Genomic DNA, 341 nt, shown 5'->3' on the forward strand with positions numbered 1-341 from the left:
GGTAAACCTAACAATGGCGATATTAACCTGACCATTACAGGTGGTAACGACTATTTAGTTGGTAACCCTTATGCCTCTGCTATCGATGCAGATCAGTTTATCAGGGACAACGGACCTGAGCTAGAATATACAGACCCAGGCTCAACTCCTGAAAGTGACCCACTATTGAGCGGTACGCTCTACTTCTGGGAACATTGGGGAGGCGGATCTCACGTATTGGCAGAATATCAAGGTGGTTATGCTACCTATAACTTCTCGGGTGCCGTGGCGGCAGCCTCTATGGGAACTAACGATCCTGATGTTGGCACTGGCGGAACGCCTACCAAACTACCTGGCAGGTA

Annotated in this window: 1 pseudogene; it reads left to right on the forward strand. The window is 49.3% G+C overall.

Annotated elements, in window-relative coordinates:
* Positions 1–341: pseudogene (locus LBV24_RS15410) on the forward strand (hypothetical protein); the annotation flags it as partial.

Origin of the sequence: Winogradskyella vincentii, from assembly GCF_020166345.1 — a bacterium.
In the GTDB taxonomy this organism is placed as follows: Bacteria; Bacteroidota; Bacteroidia; order Flavobacteriales; family Flavobacteriaceae; genus Winogradskyella; species Winogradskyella vincentii.